At 60.1% G+C, this 16,661-nt stretch carries 15 protein-coding genes and 1 pseudogene; 7 read left to right on the top strand and 9 right to left on the bottom strand.

All coding sequences use genetic code 11. From position 1 onward, the window contains the following. Nucleotides 1-40 precede the first annotated feature (40 nt). Entirely contained in the window at nt 41-700 is a 660-nt protein-coding gene (locus BLL38_RS27590) for a transglutaminase-like domain-containing protein (RefSeq protein WP_076965103.1), read from the bottom strand. A gap of 201 nt (nt 701-901) precedes the next feature. On the opposite strand from BLL38_RS27590, the gene BLL38_RS27585 reads away from it, so the two are divergent. Both BLL38_RS27585 and BLL38_RS27580 read left to right on the top strand, forming a co-directional pair. Further along, complete coding sequence (locus tag BLL38_RS27585; protein WP_032859269.1) at nt 902-3,349, top strand: acyl-CoA dehydrogenase; 2,448 nt, start codon at nt 902-904, stop codon at nt 3,347-3,349. A gap of 75 nt (nt 3,350-3,424) precedes the next feature. Further along, nucleotides 3,425-3,832, top strand: coding sequence for a PA2817 family protein (locus BLL38_RS27580; protein ID WP_032859267.1), 408 nt, complete (start codon nt 3,425-3,427; stop codon nt 3,830-3,832). 84 nt (nt 3,833-3,916) lie between these two features. Here BLL38_RS27580 and BLL38_RS27575 read toward each other — a convergent pair whose 3' ends face one another. Next, entirely contained in the window at nt 3,917-4,849 is a 933-nt protein-coding gene (locus tag BLL38_RS27575) for a LysR family transcriptional regulator (protein WP_065943535.1), read from the bottom strand. Between the two features lie 90 nt (nt 4,850-4,939). Here BLL38_RS27575 and BLL38_RS27570 point away from each other — a divergent pair, with 90 nt between their 5' ends. Then, nucleotides 4,940-5,566 (top strand): alanyl-tRNA editing protein, encoded by a 627-nt coding sequence (locus tag BLL38_RS27570; RefSeq protein WP_076965102.1) that lies wholly within the window; start codon nt 4,940-4,942, stop codon nt 5,564-5,566. Nucleotides 5,567-5,747: 181 nt separating this feature from the next. Continuing rightward, on the top strand, nt 5,748-7,487 hold the full coding sequence (locus BLL38_RS27565; protein WP_032859264.1) for a dipeptidase: 1,740 nt from the start codon (nt 5,748-5,750) through the stop codon (nt 7,485-7,487). A 131-nt stretch (nt 7,488-7,618) separates the two neighbouring features. Here the strand turns inward: BLL38_RS27565 and BLL38_RS27560 are convergent, their stop codons facing one another. From BLL38_RS27560 to BLL38_RS27545, 4 genes are all read right to left on the bottom strand, one after another. Then, entirely contained in the window at nt 7,619-8,101 is a 483-nt protein-coding gene (locus tag BLL38_RS27560; protein ID WP_076965101.1) for a YybH family protein, read from the bottom strand. A gap of 16 nt (nt 8,102-8,117) precedes the next feature. After that, nucleotides 8,118-9,104, bottom strand: a complete 987-nt coding sequence (locus tag BLL38_RS27555; protein ID WP_076965100.1) for a zinc-binding alcohol dehydrogenase family protein — start codon at nt 9,102-9,104, stop codon at nt 8,118-8,120. 10 nt (nt 9,105-9,114) lie between these two features. Beyond that, nucleotides 9,115-9,492: a YybH family protein gene (locus tag BLL38_RS27550; RefSeq protein WP_076965099.1), complete on the bottom strand. Its 378-nt coding sequence runs from the start codon at nt 9,490-9,492 to the stop codon at nt 9,115-9,117. A 154-nt stretch (nt 9,493-9,646) separates the two neighbouring features. Beyond that, nucleotides 9,647-10,192, bottom strand: coding sequence for a TetR/AcrR family transcriptional regulator (locus BLL38_RS27545; protein WP_242627642.1), 546 nt, complete (start codon nt 10,190-10,192; stop codon nt 9,647-9,649). A 175-nt stretch (nt 10,193-10,367) separates the two neighbouring features. Between BLL38_RS27545 and BLL38_RS27540 the strand changes: the two genes are divergently transcribed. From BLL38_RS27540 to BLL38_RS27530, 3 genes are all read left to right on the top strand, one after another. Then, nucleotides 10,368-11,378 carry an oxidoreductase gene (locus tag BLL38_RS27540; RefSeq protein WP_076965097.1) on the top strand — a complete coding sequence of 337 codons (1,011 nt, stop codon included), beginning with the start codon at nt 10,368-10,370 and terminating at the stop codon, nt 11,376-11,378. Further along, entirely contained in the window at nt 11,369-12,271 is a 903-nt protein-coding gene (locus BLL38_RS27535) for a LysR family transcriptional regulator (RefSeq protein ID WP_076965096.1), read from the top strand. Before BLL38_RS27540 ends, BLL38_RS27535 begins: the two co-directional genes overlap by 10 nt. A 120-nt stretch (nt 12,272-12,391) precedes the next feature. Then, nucleotides 12,392-13,090 (top strand): alpha/beta hydrolase, encoded by a 699-nt coding sequence (locus BLL38_RS27530; protein ID WP_076965095.1) that lies wholly within the window; start codon nt 12,392-12,394, stop codon nt 13,088-13,090. A gap of 126 nt (nt 13,091-13,216) precedes the next feature. On the opposite strand, the gene BLL38_RS27525 is transcribed toward BLL38_RS27530, so the two are convergent. The 3 genes and pseudogenes from BLL38_RS27525 to BLL38_RS27515 all read right to left on the bottom strand — a co-directional run. Then, nucleotides 13,217-14,260: a catalase family peroxidase gene (locus BLL38_RS27525; protein WP_242627643.1), complete on the bottom strand. Its 1,044-nt coding sequence runs from the start codon at nt 14,258-14,260 to the stop codon at nt 13,217-13,219. Between the two features lie 18 nt (nt 14,261-14,278). Further along, complete coding sequence (locus tag BLL38_RS27520) at nt 14,279-15,733, bottom strand: aldehyde dehydrogenase family protein (protein ID WP_076965093.1); 1,455 nt, start codon at nt 15,731-15,733, stop codon at nt 14,279-14,281. 13 nt (nt 15,734-15,746) lie between these two features. Beyond that, nucleotides 15,747-16,535, bottom strand: a pseudogene (locus tag BLL38_RS27515) (GMC family oxidoreductase); the annotation flags it as partial. Between the last annotated feature and the right edge of the window lie 126 nt (nt 16,536-16,661).

Below are 16,661 nucleotides of genomic sequence, written 5' to 3'. Positions count from 1 at the left end.
GACCTCTGAATAGATGAATGCCGGGGCAGCATACGCCGGTTCAGCCGCGACTCAAATCGCTCTGCATATCGCCTAACAGCTGCGGCGACTGCTCGCCAAACAGGTGTGGGTAACATTTCTCCAGGTGGGCAAAGAAGAATTCCTCGGGCACCTCGGCAAATTGCCCATGGTCCACCACGTACTCCATGGAACGCTGGCCCTGGCGGTTGAAGGGGTGGAACACACTGTCATTGATCCCGTCGAAATCCAGTGGCGGCACATCGAACAATTCGCACAGCTGGCTGTTGAACGCTGGCGTGGCCTTGACCCAGCGCCCGTCCAGATACAGTTCGGTGTAGCCGTGCATGGCGAACACATCACTCTTGAGCAGCTCGATCAGGCGCGGGGTCGATAAGTGATTGCGCACGTCCGCCAGGCCAATACGCGACGGTATGCCGCAATGCCGGGCGCAGGCGGCCAGCAGGGTGGCCTTGGGCACGCAATAACTCTGCCCGGTGGCCAGGGCGTAACTGCCCGCCAGGGTTTGCGGATCGCGGCTGAAGGTGTAAGGGTTGTAGCGCACCGCTTCACGCACGGCGTAATACAGACTGACTGCCTGGTCACGGGGGTCGCGGCTCGCACCGCGATGTTTTTCGGCGAACTCCACCACCGTGGGGTGGTCACTATCGATGAAGCGGCTGGGACTCAAGTACGCATTCATGGGGATTTTCTCCGAGGCGAGCCTGGAGTCTAACCACAGGCCCGACCGAGGGATAACGACGATTCGGCCAAATGTCGGCGCCTGCTGCCTGTGACTGGAGAGCACTTCCCGCCACACACGTAACACCCTCAGGCACCGCTTTTTCGGATGCCGACTAAGCTCTGAGGGTGCTTCTGCCCCTGGTTTCACGGAGGATTGAATATGCTGTTGTTGTGGATACTGGTTCTGGTGCTCGGCATTGCCTACCTGGCACACCGTCGCACCGCGCCCCTGCCCGCCCTGGGTGTGGTCGCCGTCTACCTGTTGGCGATGGGTGCCTTCAGCCATGCACCGGGCTGGCTGCTGCTGGTTTTCTGGGTGTTGATTGCAGTAGTCGCCGCACCGCTGCTATTGCCCGACCTGCGCCGCCAGTACTTCACCGCACCGCTTTTCAACTGGTTCCAGAAAGTGCTGCCGCCGATGTCCGAGACCGAGCGCGATGCCATCGACGCCGGCACCGTGTGGTGGGACGGCGAGCTGTTCAGCGGCCGCCCCGACTGGGACAAACTGCTGGCCTACCCCAAGGCGCAGTTGACCGAAGAAGAGCAGGCCTTTATCGACGGCCCGACCGAAGAACTGTGCGCCATGGTCACCGACTGGGAAATCGGCCAGGCCATGGACCTGCCGGCGGCGGCCTGGGACCATATCAAGCAACATGGCTTCTTCGCCCTGATCATCCCCAAGGAATACGGCGGCAAGGGCTTTTCGGCCTACGCCCACTCCCAGGTGGCGATGAAACTGGCGACCCGCAGCGGCGACCTCGCTTCCACCGTCATGGTCCCCAACTCCCTGGGCCCTGCCGAACTGCTGCTGCACTACGGCACCGACGAGCAACGCAACCACTACCTGCCGCGCCTGGCGCGTGGCGATGACATCCCGTGCTTTGCCCTGACCGGCCCGCTGGCCGGCTCCGATGCCGGCGCGATGCCCGACACCGGGGTGATCTGCAAAGGCGAATGGGAAGGCAAGGAAACCCTCGGCCTGCGCCTGAACTGGGAAAAACGCTACATAACCCTCGGCCCAGTCGCGACCCTGCTGGGCCTGGCCTTCAAGGCCCATGACCCGGACCACCTGCTGGGTGAAGAAGAAGACCTGGGCATCAGCCTGGCGCTGATCCCCACCGACACCCCGGGCGTGGACATCGGCCGCCGTCACCTGCCACTCGGTGCGGCGTTCATGAACGGCCCCAACTCCGGCAAGGACGTGTTCATTCCCCTGGACTTCCTGATCGGCGGCCAGGAGATGCTCGGTAAGGGCTGGATGATGTTGATGAACTGCCTGTCGGTAGGCCGTTCGATTTCCCTGCCGGCGGTGGGTACCGGGGCCGCCAAGTTCACCAGCCTGGTGACCGGCCAATATGCCCAGGTGCGCGAACAGTTCAATGTGCCGCTGTCGGCTTTCGAAGGCATCCAGGAGGCCCTGGCCCGCATCGGCGGCAACGCCTGGCTGATGGACAGCGCCCGCATGCTCACCGCCAACGCTGTCGACCTGGGCGAAAAACCCTCGGTACTCTCGGCCATTCTCAAGTATCACCTGACCGAGCGCGGCCGCGAGTGCATCAGCCACGCCATGGACGTGCACGGCGGCAAGGGCATCATCATGGGGCCCAACAACTACTTGGGGCGCAGTTGGCAAGGGGCGCCGATCTTCATCACAGTGGAGGGCGCGAACATCCTTTCGCGCAACCTGATGATCTTCGGCCAGGGCGCGATCCGCTGCCACCCATTCGTGCTCAAGGAAATGGCCCTCGCCGGTCGTGAAGACCGCGACCAGGCGCTCAAGGAGTTCGATGGCCTGTTGATGCAGCACATCGGCTTTGCCGTGAGCAACGCCGCCAGTACCCTGGTGTTGAACCTCGGCCTGGGCCACTTCGAAAAAGCGCCAGGCAACCGCTTGAGCCAGGGCTACTTCCGCGCGCTCAATCGCCAGGCCGCCGCGTTTGCCCTGCTGGCTGACCTGAGCATGATGCTGCTGGGCGGCGAGTTGAAGCGTCGCGAACGCCTGTCGGCAAGGCTGGGGGATGTGCTCAGCCACATGTACCTGGCCTCGGCGGCACTCAAGCGCTACCACGACCTGGATTCACCGGATCACCTGGAACCGCTGTTTGCCTGGGCCATGGAAGAAAGCCTCGGCCAGTCGGAGCGTGCGCTGGATGAACTGCTCAGCAACTTCCCTAATAAAGTGCTGGGCTGCCTGCTGAGGGTAATCGTGTTCCCGTTCGGCCGTCGCCATACAGGCCCATCCGATGCACTGGATGCCGAAGTCGCCGCCGTGATTGGCCGGGCCAAGGGCGATCCGACCCTCGAAGAGCTGCTGGCTGGCTGCTACCGCCCACAATCAGCCGAAGACCCGGTGGGCGCGTTGCAACAGGCCTACGACCTGCTGGGTGCCAGCCACCCGCTGCAGAAAAAACTCCACAGCGCGCTCAAGAGTGGCCAGGTCAAGCCTCGCGCCGGGGAACACGCCATCGATGCCGCATTGGAAGCTGGCGTATTACAAGCGGCTGAAGCACAGACCCTGCGTGAGGCTGAAGCGGCGCGACGCAAGGTGATCGACGTGGATGACTTCAGCAAGGAGGAGCTGGCCCAGGCCCCCGGCAGGGTCCGTTAAGCCAGCGGTCATATAAAAGCGGGCGCGAGAGCTATATACTCTCGCGCCCGTTTTTGCTTTTGAGGACTTACTCTCGTGTCCAACGTCGTTGCCGATCATCTCGTCTTGCTCGACCACCTGCGCAGCATCCTGGTAGCCGTCGGCGAAGCCGAACAGGTTCCCGAGGAAAGCCACGTCTTGTTCCTGGAACGCTTTGATGAACTGCGGGCCCTGCTGCCCATCGACCCGATCGAAAGCCAGTACCTGGGCCAGGACATGATGAGCCAGGTCATCCTGCGCTACCCGCAGATTGCCCATCTGGTACCGCGCGACCTGCTGTGGTTCTTCGGCGGTGACTGCCTGCACTTCATGCCCGACGATGAACTGGATATGTACCAGGCCCTGGAAGAACGCCGCTTCGAAGCCGAACAGAACGACGAACCGTTCGACTGGAACCAGGAAAAACAGCTGCTGGCCATGCCCCACGACCAGTCCAAGCACTGATCCCGAAAGCACTGGATATCAAATGTAGGAGCGGACTTGTGTGGGAGCGGGCCCGCTCCCATATTGTTTTCGACCGCATTGTTCCTACCGCCTGCGCAACGTCGGCTCCTTCGCCATGCACTCCACCAGATAATCAATAAACACCCGCAGCTTCGGCGGCAGGTACCGCGTGGGTGAATGCAGCAACCAGGCATCCCCATGGTACGAGGCAATGAAATCCCAGTGCGGCAAGACCTGCACCAGGCGCCCCTCCTCCAATGCATGCCGCGCGGTGAAGTACGGCAAGCTGCCAATCCCGACATCCTGCAGCACCGCATCCAACCGCACCCCCGTGTGGTTGGCCGCGTACCGGCCGCGCACGCCGACCGTCACCGTCTTGCCTGCCTGGCGGAATTTCCAGCGTGCGTCCCCGGGGGTTTCTCCCAGGTAAATACAACTGTGTTCCAGCAAGTCATGGGGGTGCAGCGGTGTGCCGTGCGCAGCCAAATACTGTGGCGTGGCACAGAGCAGATGCTCGATCGGCAACAGCTGGCGCCCCACCAACCCCGGCGGCGGGCTGTCGGTGATACGGATGCTCAAGTCGACATTGTCATCGATCATATCCACCTGCCGATCCTCCAGGATCAATTGCACATCAACCTTGGGATAACGCCGCAAAAACTCCGGCATGTGCGGATGCACCACAAACCGCCCCACCGCCTTGGGCACGCTGACCCGCACCAGTCCTTCGGCCTCGTGGGTGTACTGGCCGCTGATTTCCATCACCGAGCGCGCCGCGTTGACCATCTCCTGGCAGCGCTTGAAGACTTCTTCACCCCCCTCACTCAGGCGCAACTTGCGCGTGGTGCGCTGCAACAAACGCGTGGCCAGGGCCTGTTCCAGGCGCGAGATGCTGCGGCTCACGGACGATGGCGAAGCGCCCAGTTGGCGCGCCGCTTCGGAGAAACTGCCGGTTTCCACAACCTTGACGAAAATCGCCATTTCGCCCAGCAGTGGCAGAGGAAGATTGATGCTCATGACGCACAGGTCCATTGATATTTGAATGGATTATCACTCATCCGAGCACTATTTATACTGCCCGGTAGAACCCTGATGCGGATGTAGACCATGACCCAGCGCCTGTTTTTTACCCACGACCACCTGGTTGCCGATGTCGATGTGCTGGAGTGCACGCCCCATGAACAGCAGTTTGCAGTGGTACTGCAATCGACCATTTTCCACCCCCAGGGCGGCGGCCAGCCCTTTGATACCGGCTGGCTGGGGGACAGCACCGTCGTGAAAGTCGTGCAGGAGGCCGGGCGCATCGTGCATTACGTCGACCGCCCCCTCACGCCGGGCCCCACCCAGGCCCGCATCGACGCACAACGGCGCGCCTTGCATACGCGCCTGCATTCGGCCGGGCATTTGATCGGCAACGCTGGCGAAACCCTGGGTTGGATGCCGATCAAGGCCCACCACTGGCCCGGCGAAGGCAAGATCAGCTTTATCCGTGGCGAGTCGGCGCAAGTCATGGAGGCCGACACCCTGCAGGACCAGGTCAACCAGTGGATCGCCGCAGACTTGCCACGCCACATGGTGCTGGACGGCGATAGCCGGGAAGTCGGCTTTGGCGACCTGCCGCCCTACGCGTGTGGCGGCACCCATGTGCAAGCGCTTGCCCAAGTGGGCCAGATCACCATCCTCGGCCTGTCCGAGAAAAAAGGCACCCTGTCGGTGCGCTACAGCCTGGACTGACTCAACCGCTATCAACCTGAGGGCATCCGTGTTGGCCAGAGGCGGCGTTTTCGTATTGCGATAGGACATGACCCCGCCGAGGGCTCCCCAGCACCGCGTCGGTGATGCTAGTGTGTGGAAATGTTTCCGATACACAATTCAGACATTTCTCACACACCACCAGCAAAGGAATGCCCCAGCAATGGACTTCTCCCTTAAGCACCTGGCCGCTGCCACCTTGATGATTGCCAGCCTGTCTTCGGTTAGCGTGTCTGCCGTCGCCAGCATCAACCCGCAACAGAGTGCGACTATTCTCAAAACCCTGAATGACGCCTCGATCAAGGATTTCCGCACGTTCCTCGGCAACCTGGGCAAAAGCGACGTAGCGAAAACCGCCAATCTCGGCCCGGCCATCACTGCCTTCCTCGACAACAAGACGCTGACCGCCGAGCAACAGAACGATATCCATCGCCTGCTGGGCCTCTATGCCCGAGTGAAATACGGTACAGCCGCCACCGAAACCCTGCGTGAACTGGTGGCCATCCCGACCTTCCAGGTTGAGGGTGTTGCCCAGCACGACAACCCTGAATTCAAAAAGATTGCCGAAAAGATCAAGGCCCTGGCCCAGTCCTTCAACCTGAACTTTCGCAATGTCGACGACCGCGTCTATGAAATCTCCCTGGAAGGCGCAGGTGATGAGGTCGTCGGCATTCATGCCCACGCCGACGTGGTGCCGGTAACCCCGGAAAACTGGGTGTTAAAGGACGGCACCCGACTCGATCCCTTCAAAGTCACGCTGATCGGCGACCGCATGTATGGCCGTGGCACCGAAGATGACAAGAACGGCATCGTGGTCACGCTGTACGCCATGAAAGTGATCAAGGAAGAAAACCTGCCACTGGCACGCAACTTCAAGCTGCTGGTGGACACCACCGAAGAAACCACCGGCGACGCCATCCCCTATTACTTTGAACGCAACCCGACGCCCAACTACAACCTGGCCCTGGATGGCGGCTATCCGGTAGTCATCGCCGAGAAAGGCTATGGCACCGTCATGGCAACCTTCGCCAAGCGCAAGGCCGAGGGCAAAGGTGCCGAAATCCTCTCGATGACCGGCGGGCTTGCGACCAACCAAATTCCTTCGGCATCGGTGGTAACGCTACGCAGCGACAAGCCCACCGAGCTGGCCGCCAGCCTCCAACAGGCTGGCGCTGCGTATGCCAAGGCCAATGGTGGTGACTTCACGGTAGATGCCAAAGTCGTCGGCAAAGAGGTCAAGTTGACCGTGACGGGCGTCTCGGCGCACTCCTCCGAACCCGAATCGGGCATCAACCCGGTGGCGCGGATGCTGGGCTTCATCAATGGCCTGGACGGCAAGGTAGCGCTCAAGCACAACGAGATCACCGACGCCGCCCGCTATGCCGCCGACAACTGGGGCCTGGATTACCTGGGTGGCAAGTTGGGCGTGGGCTTCTCCGATGACTTCATGGGCCCGCTGACCACCTCCCTGACGTTTGTCGGCATGGATGCAAAAGCCTTCAAGCTGGCCGTCAATCTGCGGGTGCCAAAAGGCAAGTCGCCAGAAACACTCAAGAAAGAAATCGCCGACAAGTTGAGCGCCTGGAGCACCAAGGCCCATATCACGCCGGCCTTCGATTACTCGATCGCCGCGCCGATGTATCGCAACCCCGAGGGCGAGTGGGTCAAGGCGTTGCTGGCCGTGTCCACCGAGAACCTGGGCATGAAGCCCGAGTTCGGTACTTCGGCCGGAGCAACGTCGGTGCATGACCTGCCCAACGGCGTGCAATTCGGCCTGGCACGACCTGAAGTCAAATACACCGGCCACACCGACAACGAGTTCAAGACCACCGAGCAGTTCCTGCTGGACCTGCAGATCGTCACCGAAATGATGGGGCGTATCGGGCAGTTGCCGAAACTCTGACCGATTGTCTGGATCCGCTCTGTTGGCGGGTCCATTTCCCCGAGTTTGAATCGCTGACACACAAAAACGCCGCTCATAACCGAGCGGCGTTTTTGTGTGCCTGCCATCCGAGGCATGGCCTCCATTCGCAACTACCTGGGAGCGTTGGTAGAAGAGAAAATGTAACGCGCAAAACGCCATTTCCCATCGGCCTCCCGATGCAGCAAGAAGATTTCCTGATTCCCTTCAGCACCACCAGGTTGAGCACTTGCCAGTGGCGTGGCGGTGCCATTGGAGCGCGTGCGGGCAAAAGCCCAATCCCGTGACAGCGGTCGAATCTCGTCAATCGTAAAGCGTATGTTGAGTTTGATCGCGGCGAAGACCTGCTGGTAGGCCTGGCGTACGGCGTCACGCCCGACCGCCGGCAAACTGTTTTGCGGCATGAACACCGCGTCCTGTGCATAAAGCGCCATCACCTGATCCAGGTCAGAAGCGTTCAGCGCCGCCTGATAATGGTTCAGTTGGGCTGTGACCGCCTGTTTCACATCCTCTTTTTCAGGGGCCGGTTGAGCGGCCAGGGCAAGGGCGGGAAGGAGCAAGGCGCCCAAGGTCAGCGCCAGGAATGAAGTCCGCATGATGTACTCCTTAATGTCAGAGTTTTACAACCAGTTTGCCCAGGGCCCCATCGCTTTCCATCAGGCGATGAGCATCAGGGATCTGTTCGAAATCGAAGGTTTTCGTACGGATCGACGGCATGCGCCCCGCTTCGACTTCTTTGGCAATCCACAACAGGGGGCTGTCCTTGAGGGGCATGTCCGGCGTGCCCAGCAAGCCGCTGCCAAAGAAGTTCAGCTTCACCGCCGAAGGCAGGTCCTGCATCAAGTGCAACTGCTCCAGGATCGGCGCGCCGCCCAGCAAACCGATCACACTGACCGCCCCGAATGGGCGCACGGTCTTGAGGCTGTCGCGCAGGGTTGCCGCACCGACCACCTCCAGTACCGCATCCACCCCTTGAGGCACCCACTGGCGCACGTGTTCGGCAATCGAGCCGTTGTCGACCACCACCTCATCAGCCCCCATCTCACGCAGACGCTGGATCTTGTCTGCCGAACGGGTCGTGGCAATCACTTTCAAGCCACGGGCCTTGGCATAGGTCAGTGCCGCCAGGCCGACCGAAGACGTCGCACCCCGCACCAGCAACGTCTGCCCTGGCTCAATCGCCAGGCTCTTGTCCAACGCGCCCCACACCGTGAGGTAGGCTTCAGGCAATGCGGCAAGCTCTTCCCATGACAGCGTCGAACCGTCCAGGGAGATCACGTTGCTGCGCAACACCGTCACCTCTTCGGCATAACTGCCATTGCGGGCGAACTGCATCCCTCCCATGGCCGTAGCAACACGCTGGCCGGTGCGAAAAGTGCCCGACGGGTCATGAATCACCTCACCCACTGCCTCGATACCTGGCACTCGGGGAGCGGTGATCGGGCCCATTTTCCCGGCACGCAGGTAGGTCTCGGCACGGTTGAGGCCCAATGCCCGTACACGGATCCTGACTTCATCGTCCGAGGGTTGCACAGAGGGAATGTCGCGTAGCTTCAAGGCATCAGGCGTGCCAGCTTGTTCAATGACAAAAGCTTTCATGGTGATGACCTCAGGCGCGTGGTTGAGTGGTGGCGAACAGGTAACGATGAATCTTCCAGTTACCTTGTTCGTTGCGGAACACAAACAACTCATTGTTGCCTTCGGTCACATCAATCCCGGCCGCCAGAATGTGTGTGGTACCCGCCGAGGAGGTGCGTACCCAGGCCCAGTTACCGACTTCCTCTATTTCGTGGACGGTGAACTTGACATTCAGTTTGAGGGTGGCGAAGACCTGTTCGTAACCGGCTTGCACGGCGTCACGACCGACCAGGGCCGGTGCATGCTGAGGCATGAACACCGGCTCGCTGCCGTACAAGTCGAGGATGGTCTTGGTGTCGTTAGTGTTGAGGGCTGTTTCGTAACGGCTGAGAACAGATTTGATGGTCATCATGAAGCTCCGATTGATTTGAAGGTTCCGGCGTTGAGCCAGTGACTTCACTATCTATCAATCAGGTTTGGATATTAACCACTCAGAATGACAACCTTTCTCTCATTTATGGAAGGACAAGAACAGCGAGGTACCACCCTGGCGTCTTCCAGAATCACACCGGCGACGGTGGCCAGACGCCCATCGCGGTGTCCACAAACGCAATCATTTGCTCATACGGGACCTGGTCCTTGGCCTGCACGCTCAGGCCAAACATGACGGTGGTGTAGAAACCCGACAGGGTTTGAACATTCGTCTCTGCCGGCACGTCTCCGTCGCACAGGCCTTGGTGAATGCGCGACTCGATCAGTCGGTGGGTTTCTCTGCGCTGTGCGCTGAGCTCGTCCTGGATTACCTGGCTTTCCGGGGTTCCGGACAACGCCGCCAGCACCACCAGGCAGCCACGGGGCGGATGGCTGCGATAAAACCGCGTGACCGTCTCCTTGAGCAAAACCTCCACCGCCTCGCGAGCCGTCGCAGCGTCTGCCAGGACGCTGTAGCGATAGGCGCCATGATGGGTGAGGTAGTGATCCAGCGCGGCGCGGAACAAACCTTCCTTGTTCTTGAAGGCTGCATACAGGCTTGGCGGGTTGAGTTCCATGGCCTGGGTCAGCGCGGTCAACGATGCCCCTTCGTATCCCCGTAACCAAAACACATTCATTGCCTGTTCCAGCACGTGCCCGCGGTCAAAGGCGCGAGGTCTTCCTCGTTCAGCCATGTTTCCCTCACCTGATAATAACGATCACTACAAAAAATATTGACACGATCACTTGCCCTGAATTATTACATAGCGATCGTTATGTATATAGCCCCGGTTTTCCTGGCGGTTCCAGAGGATGCACTCCGTGACAACGCGCTTACTTACACCCCTGGATATCGGGACTGTGACGCTAAAAAACCGCAGGATTTTTACCCCCCAAGTGCCCTCCTCGTCCCAGTCAACCAGGCCTTGCAGCGTTCAATGCGTGGATGCCGGGCTGGTGATTGCATCGGGGGCACCTGTCTGCCCCGAAGGCCAGGGCCATACCAATGCCCCGGGTCTTTATTCAGCCGAGCAGATCATCGGCTGGAAAGTCGTCACCGACCGTTTTCATCAAGCTGGCTGCCTGGTTGCCGCCCAGCTCTGGCATGTGGGTCGCGTGTCCCACTGTGACCTGCAACCAGACAATCACCCGCCCCTTGCCCCCTCGGCAATCCGAGCCCGCTCAGAGGTGTTCATCTGCAATGGCCAAGGCACAGGCATCGGGGTGCCGGCCGCGAGCCCCAGGCAAATGACCCTGGTAGACATTCGCGTGACCCAACAGGCGTTTGTGGACGCCGCCGTCAATGCAATGACTGCCGGGTTTGACCTGGTTGAGATTCATGGCGCCAGCGGCTATCTGATTGAGCAGTTCCTGGCCACTGGCACCAATTTGCGCCAGGACGAATATGGCGGATCGCTGGAAAGCCGTGCCCGGTTCCTGCTGGAAATCGTCGATCAACTGATCAGGGTGCTAGGCGCGCAGCGCATTGGCGTACGCCTGTCCCCCTGGGGCACCCTCAATGACATTGAAGATCGCGAACCCCACGCCATGGCCCTGTACCTGGCCGAGGAACTTAACCACCGCAACATTGCTTACCTGCACCTGGTGCAATGGCTGCCGGGCACAGGGCCGGCCTACCCCGAAGGCTTTTGCCGATGGCTGCGGGCGGCCTTCAAGAATCCCTTGATCGTGTGCGCCAACCCCGATAGCGAGAGCAGTGAGCGGCGGCTGCTTCAGGACCTGGCAGACGCCGTCGCCATGACAACCTTATCCAGGCAATGTGCCTGTGATTCAAGGCCCCAAGAAACTGCAGCATGGATCTGAATGCGGTCCGCATGTTCGCGGCCACGGCGCAATTCGGCAGCCTGACGGCCGCTGCCGAGCACCTGGGTATCCCGCTTGCCACCATCAGCCGTCGGGTCCGGGACCTGGAGCGCGAGCTCAATGTGCAGTTGTTGCAACGCTCGGTGCACGGCACATGCCTCACCGACGCCGGCATGCGTTTATACCAGCACGCCAGCCGGGGCCTTGAAATACTCGCCAGTGGTGAACGCGCCTTGCTCAACGATCAGGCCCGGCTTAAAGGGCTCCTGCGGCTTTCATTACCGTCTTCGCTCACGCCATGGTGGGAGATGCTTTCACGGTTTCAACAGCGTTATCCAGGCATTGTGCTGCAGGTCCGGACCTGCGACAGGCCCATCAAGATGATCGAAGAAGGTGTCGATGTGAGCATGCGCATTGGCCGTTGCAGCAGGCACTCCTTGAGTACTCAACGGATGCTCGCTTACCACCATGTGCTGGTGGCGGCCCCCGCACTGCTTCAGCGCCTGGGGGTGCCCGCCAGGGTCAAAGACCTGCACCAGTTCCCCTGTGGCGTCTGGAGCCAAGGCACCACGGCTTATTGGCGCCTGGGAAAGGAAATATTCAAACCCGAGCCGACGATCGTCACCAACGACTACACCCATTTGTGCAACCGCGCCCTGGCCGGTGACGTGGTGACCGAGCTGCCTCCCTTCATGACAATGGAGCACATCAAAAACCAGCAGTTGGTTGTCTTGTTGGAGGATCACCCACTCCCCGACCTGGAGATCACACTGCACTACGCTTCACACCCGCATCCCTCGCCCATTGTGCAGACCTATCTGGATTTTGCCCGACAGCACATAAAGCATCCTGCACGGATCAATGCCCATTCGACCGAGCTGACTCACGCATAAGTCATCTCCTCTCTCAAGAACGGGATCCTGCCTCTCGCCAGCGACCCTACTCATGAAATTCAAATGGCATTAGCTTTTTCAAAGCGTGCAAACGCATCCATGCACTGAGGAGTAACACACATGACGACTAAACCTGCTGTGCTATTGGTACACGGTTTTTGGGGCGGGGCTGCACACTGGAGCAAGGTTATCGTTGAGCTGACACACAAAGGCTATACGAACATCCATGCCGTTGAACTGTCGCTGACCTCACTGGCCGAAGACGCTGAACGCACTCGCAAGATGATCGCCCAACAATCGGGGCCGGTTCTGCTCGTGGGCCATTCTTATGGCGGTGCGGTCATTACCGAGGCGGGTGACCAACCCAATGTCATCGGCCTGGTGTACATAGCCGCCTTTGCACCTGACGCGGGCGAGAGCCCTGCAAGCATCACCCAGGCACACCCGCCTGTTGCAGCCGCCAACCTTGTGCCTGACAGCGACGGCTATCTTTGGGTCAAGCCCGAGCTGTTCCATGAGAGCTTCTGCCAGGACCTCAGCGCCGATGAAGCCATCGTGATGGGCGTCACGCAAAAAGCACCATTGATCAGTACCTTCGCCAACACCATCAGCGCCCCGGCCTGGAAGAAAAAACCTTCGTGGTATCAGATCTCCAGTGATGACCGCATGATCGCCCCCGAAAACGAACAGCGCATGGCCAACCGACTCAATGCGCAAAAGGTCATCACCCTGCACGCCAGCCACGCTTCGCTGGCATCAAGACCGGTCGAAGTTGCTGCGTTTATTGATCAGGCCGCTGTTGCCGCCTGCAGCAGCTAACCGTCGCACTTGAGCACCCCCATCCTGTGGCGGGTGCTTGAGACTGCCGCTTACACCAGCCCTGGTGGCGAGAGTCGATCATGAAAAAGCAAGCGTTGTTCGATAACACCGCGCGCGCCCTCACGGCTAACGCCGACGCAAAGCGGCGCGCCGATAGATCTCGTGCCGCGCAGCAATCATCGGGTCGCTACTGGTTTCTATGCCATCTACCAGGCGCCCTGGGTCAAAGGCCGTGCTTTGCTGGACCAAGGCTTGTTGCGATGCCGGGACCAGGCTGCGCAACGTCAATATGCCCAGCTCGACTTCACGGTGGGCCTGCGCCCCTTTGCGAGGCCACGGGATGGAACCGTCATCAACGGCATCGCCGGGCGCGGCCAGTTGCAGAATCAGACGCATATTCACAGGCCCGACACCCAGGCGCCCAGCCATTGCCTGTTGCAAATAATCATCAGGCATCGCGGCCAATTGCTCATCACCGAGCAACGGCTCCCTGATCTGCGGCTCGATGCGATAACGACCAATATGGCGCCCGCCTTGGGCATCAACAAACACCAGGCTATTGACCCCAAAATATTCGATCGAACTGTAACTGCGCGGAGCCGGCTTGGCCGCGTCAAGGAATGCCTGCGCCCTGGGATGACCTGCCAGGAACGCCTGTAGCGGTGCCGGATTGGCAGGCGATGCGACGCTGGCAGCAATCCCCTGCAGAAATGCCAGAAACGCTTGAGGGGTGGCAACGGGAAAGCCGTCGAAAGAGTGCGCGACAATATCCGTGGACTGGCCACCCGGCAGTTCAAATCGAATGGCCATGCCATGGGGACTCGCACTGGGATCACCATCGCGGGTGGACGGCACACCGCTGAAGTTCGAGAACCGTACCAGCACGGGCACACCTTCTCCCTGAAAGTGAGCCGCCCTACTCAGGCCCTGTGCAGCTTTTGACGCAACAAATGTACCGCCGACCAATACGCCTTTGGCATGCGCAATACGAAACCCCGGATGGTTGCCAAACGTTGCATAGAGGGCGTCTAGCAAGGCGTCGTACAGCTGACTCTGTGACATAGGCACGTTCCTTTGGATCTGCAACTTATCCTGATCGGCGACTACTGGCCCAGAGATTGCGAGCATCCCTGTCAGCACTACCGTCGCCAGTGGTTTCAAGAAGCCCACGAACTCAAACCTGCACAGTCACTGGCGCGGGCCAGGGTTGAGGGCAATGTGTTTGTATTCAACGAAATCATCCATGGCCGCCATCCCGTTGAGCCGCCCTTGGCCTGATTGCTTGAACCCGCCCTCTTCGAACTCGTCGTAGACCACCGCCCAATCGTTGACCCACACCGTCCCCGCCTCAAGCTCACGGGCAACCCGCAGGGAACGGTCGATATCCCGTGTCCAGATGCTCGCGGCCAGGCCGTATTCGCTGTTGTTGGCCAACTCGATGGCTTGGGCTTCAGTGTCGAAGACTTGCAGGGTCAGTACCGGCCCAAAGGTTTCATACTGCACGATCGACATATCCGCGTCGTTTACTTGCAACAGCGTCGGACGGTAAAACGCCCCCTGCGCCAACGGTCCCTCAGTGATCGGGCCACCGCGCACGATGACCTGCGCTCCGGCAGCAATCGCCGCCTCAACCACCTTGTTGACGCGTTGCACGTTGGCCTTGTCGATCAAGGGCCCCATTTCACTCGCGGGGTCCGCTGCCGGGCCGACGCGCACCGCTTTGAGACGGGCGGCCAGGCGCTCAATCAATACAGGTGCAATATCGCGCTGCACCAGCAGACGCGAGCCGGTCATGCAGAACTGTCCGGCGAAAACCGTCAGGGCTTTTTCCAGGGTTGGCACTGCCGCCTCAAGATCAGCATCGGCAAACACCACCATGGGTGTTTTCCCTCCCAACTCCAGGCCGAAGCGCTTGAGGTGTTGCGCGCCAACGGCTGAAATGCTGCGACCGGTACTCGTGCTGCCGGTAAAGCTGATCACCGGTACGTCGGGGGACTCAACCAGATGCTTGGAACCTTGCGGCCCGAGCTCACTGAACAGGTTGATGACCCCCTTGGGCAGCGAGACGGCTTGCGACATGATCCGCGATACCAACGTGTTGGTCTGGGCAGTCTGGCCGGGCATTTTGATTACCGCTGTACAGCCCGCCGCCAGGGCCGGGGCCAGGGAGCGGATCATCAGTACAACCGGTGAGTTCCACGGCGCAATAATGCCTGCCACCCCGACGGCCTGACGGATGACCAGGGAAATCTTGCCGGGCATGGGCTCGGCGGCCCGTCCGTATTCGGCCCTCGCGAGCGCCGCGTAATAACGCAACTTGGAGGGCACCATGCTGACTTCAAACTGTGCCTCGGGCTTGATCTTGCCATTTTCCAGCGCGAGGATTTCGATCAACGCGGGAGTGTTGCGCTCAAATGCATCCGCCAACTCCAGCAGTACCTGGGCACGCAAGTGGCGGTCGTCTTTCCAGGCCGTTTGCACAAATGCCCGACGTGCCGCCTCGATGCCTTTCTGTGCCTCATTCTGTCCGCCATTGGCATAGCGACCAATGACATTGGAGGTCGCGGGATCAAAGGACTCTTTGTAGTCGCCGGAATCAAGCCATTGACCATCAATCCAGTTCAGCGCGGTAGTTGGATTCATTTTATAAATTCACTCAGCGATAGAGGTGGGCAATTTTTTCGGCGGTGGCAATCACCGTGATATTGATCGCGACAGAAGGCACATCAGGAAAAATCGAAGCATCCACCACCCGCAGGCCATGCAACCCCAGGACCCGGCCTTCCAGGTCAACCACCGCCCGCGGATCGCCTGCATGGCCCATAGGCGCGGTAGACGTGGGGTGGTGGTAGGTATCAAGACTTGCCCGAACACTGGCCAGCAGCACCTCATCGGAGTCGGCGCCCGCACCGGGGTTGAGTTCTGAATGAACAAACTGGTTCAAGGGCGCGCTCGCACCAATCCTGCGAGACAGGCGAATCCCTTCCAGCAGGCGCTGGCGGTCTTGCTCTTGGGCAAGAAAGTTGAGGTCGATCTTCGGGGCCACCAACGGGTCGCGGCTGACCAGCGTCACCTTGCCCGTGGACAAAGGCCGCGTCAGCGCCACGGCAAGCACAAACCCCACCTTGGTCGGGCTCTGCTCATGCGGGAACAAGTGGGTGGCGGTGATATGCAAATCCAGTTCACCGCCCTGGGCTGTGCTGCTATGAGTCCAGAGCTTGGCGCCGATTGCCGGGGATTGACTGCCGATCTGATCGGGCTGCGCGGCATACGCGTTGTAGTAGAACGGATGATCCACCAGGTGCTGACCCACTGGCAGGTCCGCCACCAGTGGAATCTGCAGGCCCAGCAGATCCGCAGCAGGACCAATGCCAGAGCGCAGCAGGATCGCGGCACTGCCATAGGTACCGGCACAGAGGATAACTTCGTCGGCCAGGAGCTTTTCGGGCTCTTCGCATTTAAGGGTGTAGAAAAAATCTGACCGGCTGGAAAAGGAGTCGAGGATCTTAGAAAATGTAAGCTCTCACACCAACAAAAACTAAGCCCCCGACGTGAACAATCTTACCTTTTC

The organism is Pseudomonas gessardii (assembly GCF_001983165.1).
Lineage (GTDB): Bacteria > Pseudomonadota > Gammaproteobacteria > Pseudomonadales > Pseudomonadaceae > Aquipseudomonas > Aquipseudomonas gessardii.
Note: the sequence above shows the minus strand (reverse complement) of the source record. Positions and strands in the feature narration are given on the sequence as shown.